This is a genomic window from Microcoleus sp. BM001215392, from assembly GCF_036700185.1.
In the GTDB taxonomy this organism is placed as follows: Bacteria; Cyanobacteriota; Cyanobacteriia; order Cyanobacteriales; family Microcoleaceae; genus Microcoleus.
The window spans coordinates 1-4,719 of sequence record NZ_JAUBOJ010000488.1; the positions used below are offsets into that span (position 1 = coordinate 1).

Below are 4,719 nucleotides of genomic sequence, written 5' to 3' on the forward strand. Positions count from 1 at the left end.
CATATAAGTTATTAGTTATAATCCCATATTGACTACGGTCATGCTTCGCCCCTACGGATATATTTGCCTTGCGCCAGATGCACCCAGCCGAAAAAATAACTTACGGACGATCTTCGACTACTCTGTCGATCAAGCCGTATTCTTTGGCTTCCTCGGCGGACATGAAATAGTCGCGATCCATGTCTTTCTCGATTTTCTCGATCGGCTTTCCGGTATTGTGAGCGTAGATACCATTGAGTTGGTGGCGCAGTCGCAGAATCTCCTTCGCCTCAATCTGAATATCCGTTGCTTGTCCCCGCGTCCCCCCAGAAGGTTGGTGAATCATGATCCGCGAGTGAGGCAAAGCCAACCGTTTCCCCTTGGTACCCGCAGCCAGCAGGAAAGAACCCATCGAAGCAGCCAAGCCCACACAAATCGTCACTACATCCGATTTAATGTGCTGCATGGTATCAAAAATAGCCATGCCTGCCGACACCATCCCACCAGGGGAATTGATGTACAAAATGATATCCTTGCCTGAATCTTCCGAATCAAGATAGAGCATTACAGCGATGATTTGATTGGCAATTTCATCGTCAATATCTTTACCCAAGAAAATAATCCGTTCCCGGTAAAGGCGATCGTAGATATTAATCCACTGAGTATCATAACCACCAGGCATTTTGTAGGGAACTTTTGGCACACCTATAGGCATAATTCGGAACTCCTTTTAGTTGGTAATTGGTAATCTGGGATTTGAAATTGATTGCTTGTTATTAGTTACTTGTTATTAGTTACTTGTGATTAGTTACTTGTTATTAGTTACTTTGGAGTTTTTGGTTATAACAACCAATAACTAATAACTGATAACCGATAACCAATAACCAATAACCAATAACTAATAACCAAATTAGATGACTCCAGCAGCCAGCGGTTTCGCCAATTCTTCCGAACTTTCAAGAACGCGATCGATCAAACCGTATTCTTTAGCTTCCTGGGGCGTCATGTACAGCAACCGATCCATATCTTTAGTAATTTTGTCGATCGGTTGACCCGTACAGCTTGCAAAAATATCGAGCATCGTCGCCTTATTTGCCAGCACTTCCTTAGCCCGAATTTGAATGTCACTGGCTTGACCCCGCGTGTAAGCCTTGGGTTGGTGCAACACAATCGAAGCGTGGGGTAAACTCGCCCGAAAGCCCTTTGTACCAGCCGCTAACAGCATCGCAGCCATGCCCATTGCCGAACCGAGGCAAATAGTGTGTACTGGCGGCTTAATGTACCTGATCGTGTCGCAGATCGCAAAAGCTTCCGTTTCAAAGCCGACGGGTTCGCCGCTGTAACCAGAAGTGCCGGTCGAGTTGATGTAGATTTTGATCGGCTTATCCGGGTCTTCGTACTGCAAGAACAACAGTTCAGCGATAATCAGTTCTGTTACCGCAGGTACCAGAGGCATACCCAGATAAACGATCCGCTCCTTCAGCAACAGAGAAGGCAAATCGGGAGGCGGCGTCCGAGAGTTGCCTTCCCCGTAGTATTGCGATTGCACAGCTTTAATTGGTGTGTTCATAAACCGAAATGTTGCCTGAACTGATGGAGCTATTCTTATAAGAAATAGTAACGCAATCTTTAGGTATCCCGCATGAAAGTTAGTTTGCTCCCGGTGTTAAACGACCCCAACCTTGATGCTGCCGCGCCCTCAACCCAGCGCCAGCTTGCCATTTCAGTGTCGGCGACGGCAAGCGCGATCGACGAGAGCGTACCCTTAAACCTGTGCCTGATACTCGACCACAGCGGCTCAATGGGCGGACGCCCCTTGGAAACCGTCAAACAAGCCGCCGGACGCTTGCTGGACAGGTTAAAGCCCGGGGATCGCTTTTGTGCCGTGGCTTTTGACCACAAAGCCAAAGTCCTCGTCCCCAATCAAGTTGTCGGAGATCCCGCCAGCATCAAACGGCAAATCGAGCAATTGCGCCCCGCTGGTGGCACAGCAATTGACGAGGGGATTAAGTTAGGTATTGAAGAGTTGGGTAAAGGCAAAAAAGAAGCTATATCTCAGGCGTTTCTGCTGACTGACGGCGAAAATGAACACGGCGACGACAGTCGCTGTTTGAAGTTGGCGAAACTGGCGGCCGAGTATAACATGACTTTGAATTCTTTGGGATTTGGGGATAACTGGAACCAGGATATTTTGGAAAAAATTGCTGATGCCGGCGGCGGTGCTTTGGCTCACATTCAGCGTCCGGAAGATGCGGTTGACGAGTTTGGCAAGTTGTTTACTCGCATCCAAGGTGTAGGTTTGACTAATGCTTATTTGCTATTTTCGCTGGTGCCAAAAGTGCGGTTAGCCGAACTCAAACCGATCGCCCAAGTTGCCCCAGATACGATCGAATTACCGGTACAGCAAGAGGGCGATCGGTTTATGGTGCGTTTGGGAGATTTAATGAAGGATGTAGAGCGAGTTGTTTTGGCTAATATTTATATTGGACAGTTACCCGAAGGTACGCAGGCGATCGGGCAATTGCAAATTCGCTACGACGATCCGACTGTCGGCGAAGGTTTGCTTTCCGATCCTGTGGCAATTTCTAGTAATGTTCTGAAAGTTTATCAGCCAGCACTTAACCCGATGGTACAGCAGCATATTTTAGCTTTGGCTAAGTACCGCCAAACTCAACTCGCAGAAACTCGACTGCAACAGGGCGATCGCGCTGGTGCAGCTACGATGCTACAAACGGCGGCTAAAACTGCTCTGCAAATGGGTGATAAAAGTGCCGCAACTGTGCTGCAAACCTCTGCTACTCGTTTGCAATCCGGCGAACAATTGAGTGAAGCCGATCGCAAAAAAACTCGCATTGCTTCTAAAACTATATTGAAGTAATCTCATGGTTTGTAATTCTCAGGAAATCCGGCGATTGGAAATCCGGCGATTGGAAATCGCGACTACACAAACAAAGTCCGCCTTCGCGGACTAAGTATAGAAACCCGCCAGCGCGGGTTTTGTTTTTGTATTCGTTTGCACACCGGTTAAAATTTGTGGATGCTTTAGATGCTCGATCGTCTAGAATGTTCGTATCACCTATCAAAAGTGCTTGTATGAGCCAGATAATATCTGATAAACTACGCTGGACTACCGCCGATTTAGAACTCTTACCCGATAACGGCGATCGTTACGAACTTATTGATGGAGAGTTATTTGTGACTAGAGCACCGCATTGGGGTCATCAACAGACTTGTGGCAGATTTTTCTCTGTGCTTGATACTTGGTCGATGTCTGCTGGTTTAGGACGAGCTGCAATCAATCCAGGGCTGATTTTCACAGAGGCCGATAACGTCATTCCTGATGTAGTTTGGGCCAGTAATGAACGCTTGGCTATCTTGCTAGACGAAGCTGGTCATTTAACCGCCGCTCCTGAGTTAGTTGTTGAAGTATTATCTGCTGGTACAGACAATGAAAGACGGGATAGAGATTTGAAACTCAGACTCTATTCAGTGCGGGGAGTACAGGAATACTGGATTGCGAATTGGCGGTTGCAGCAAATTGAGGTTTATCGCAGGGAACAAGCAAGTTTAAGATTAGTTTCTACGCTGTTGAGCGCTGATGAATTGACATCGCCTTTGTTACCTGGTTTTAGTTGCTCTGTCGCTCTAATTTTTGCTTAGATTATTTATGCAATACTTTTACAGAGCGATCGCACTTTGCGGATTTGTTACCGTTTTGGGTGGCATATCTCCTGCCATTTCTACTCAAAATTCACCAATACTCATCGTTCAAAATCCGGCCGAAGACTTATTCAACAGCGGTTTAGCCAAGTCAGAGGCTGGAGATATTTCAGGGGCGATCGCAGATTACACCGCAGCTATTGCCATCAACCCCAACTACGCCAAAGCTTATAACAAACGCGGCATCATCCACGGCCGCCATCTCAAGGACTATCCAGCAGCCAAAGCAGACTTCGATCGCGCCATTGAAATCAACCCCAACTACGGCGACGCCTACTACAACCGCGCCAGAGCGCGCGAGTTCTTAAAAGACAAATCCGGTGCGATCGCCGATTATCAAAAAGCCGCCGAACTCTATCAAAAATCCGGCAACACCAACGATTATCAAGATGCCCTAAAGCATCTGCAAATACTGCAAAAATAAATTGATTGCGCAAACATAGTATAGTATTCTTCTATCTGCGTTCATCCGCGTTCATCAGCCTTAATCTGCGGTTAAAAACTCCAAATTAACTATTCAAACAATGTCCGTAATTTCCACCATCACCATCACCGTACCCGCCACAACCGCCAATTTAGGCCCCGGATTTGACTGCATCGGCGCCGCTTTAAGCCTCTACAACTCCTTCCAATTCTCTCTCCTCGAACCCCCAGCAACCGAGAAACTAAAAATTACCGTTACGGGTGCCGAAGCCGCCAAAGTCAAGACAGACGACAGCAATCTCGCTTACCAAGCCTTTGTCAAGTTATACGACTACCTCAACCAATCGCCACCGCCCGTCGCCATACACATAGATATGCAAGTGCCGCTGGCTAGAGGCTTGGGAAGTTCCGCCACAGCGATTGTCGGCGGGTTAGTCGGTGCAAATGAATTAGCCCGAAAGCCTTTGAGTCAGGTGGAAGTGATGCAATTGGCGATCGAACTTGAAGGACATCCCGACAATGTTGTCCCCGCTTTATTGGGGGGCTGTCGCCTCGCTGCTAGCAATACACCGGGCGGTTCCTGGCAAATTTGCGATA

Annotated in this window: 6 protein-coding genes; 4 read left to right on the forward strand and 2 right to left on the reverse strand. The window is 47.5% G+C overall.

All coding sequences use genetic code 11. The features are described 5' to 3' along the window. Positions 1-100: 100 nt before the first annotated feature. A complete protein-coding gene (locus QT974_RS31235) occupies positions 101-694 on the reverse strand; it encodes an ATP-dependent Clp protease proteolytic subunit (RefSeq protein ID WP_333472259.1) in 594 nt (197 codons plus the stop codon). Positions 695-889: 195 nt separating this feature from the next. After that, entirely contained in the window at positions 890-1,549 is a 660-nt protein-coding gene (locus QT974_RS31240; protein ID WP_333472260.1) for an ATP-dependent Clp protease proteolytic subunit, read from the reverse strand. Positions 1,550-1,621: 72 nt separating this feature from the next. On the opposite strand from QT974_RS31240, the gene QT974_RS31245 reads away from it, so the two are divergent. The 4 genes from QT974_RS31245 to QT974_RS31260 form a co-directional block, all read left to right on the forward strand. Further along, complete coding sequence (locus tag QT974_RS31245; RefSeq protein ID WP_333472261.1) at positions 1,622-2,857, forward strand: vWA domain-containing protein; 1,236 nt, start codon at positions 1,622-1,624, stop codon at positions 2,855-2,857. A 215-nt stretch (positions 2,858-3,072) separates the two neighbouring features. Beyond that, complete coding sequence (locus QT974_RS31250) at positions 3,073-3,639, forward strand: Uma2 family endonuclease (protein ID WP_333472262.1); 567 nt, start codon at positions 3,073-3,075, stop codon at positions 3,637-3,639. Between the two features lie 7 nt (positions 3,640-3,646). After that, complete coding sequence (locus tag QT974_RS31255; RefSeq protein WP_333472263.1) at positions 3,647-4,123, forward strand: tetratricopeptide repeat protein; 477 nt, start codon at positions 3,647-3,649, stop codon at positions 4,121-4,123. 100 nt (positions 4,124-4,223) lie between these two features. Next, the coding region (locus tag QT974_RS31260) for a homoserine kinase (protein WP_333472264.1) at positions 4,224-4,719 on the forward strand (496 nt) is incomplete at its 3' end.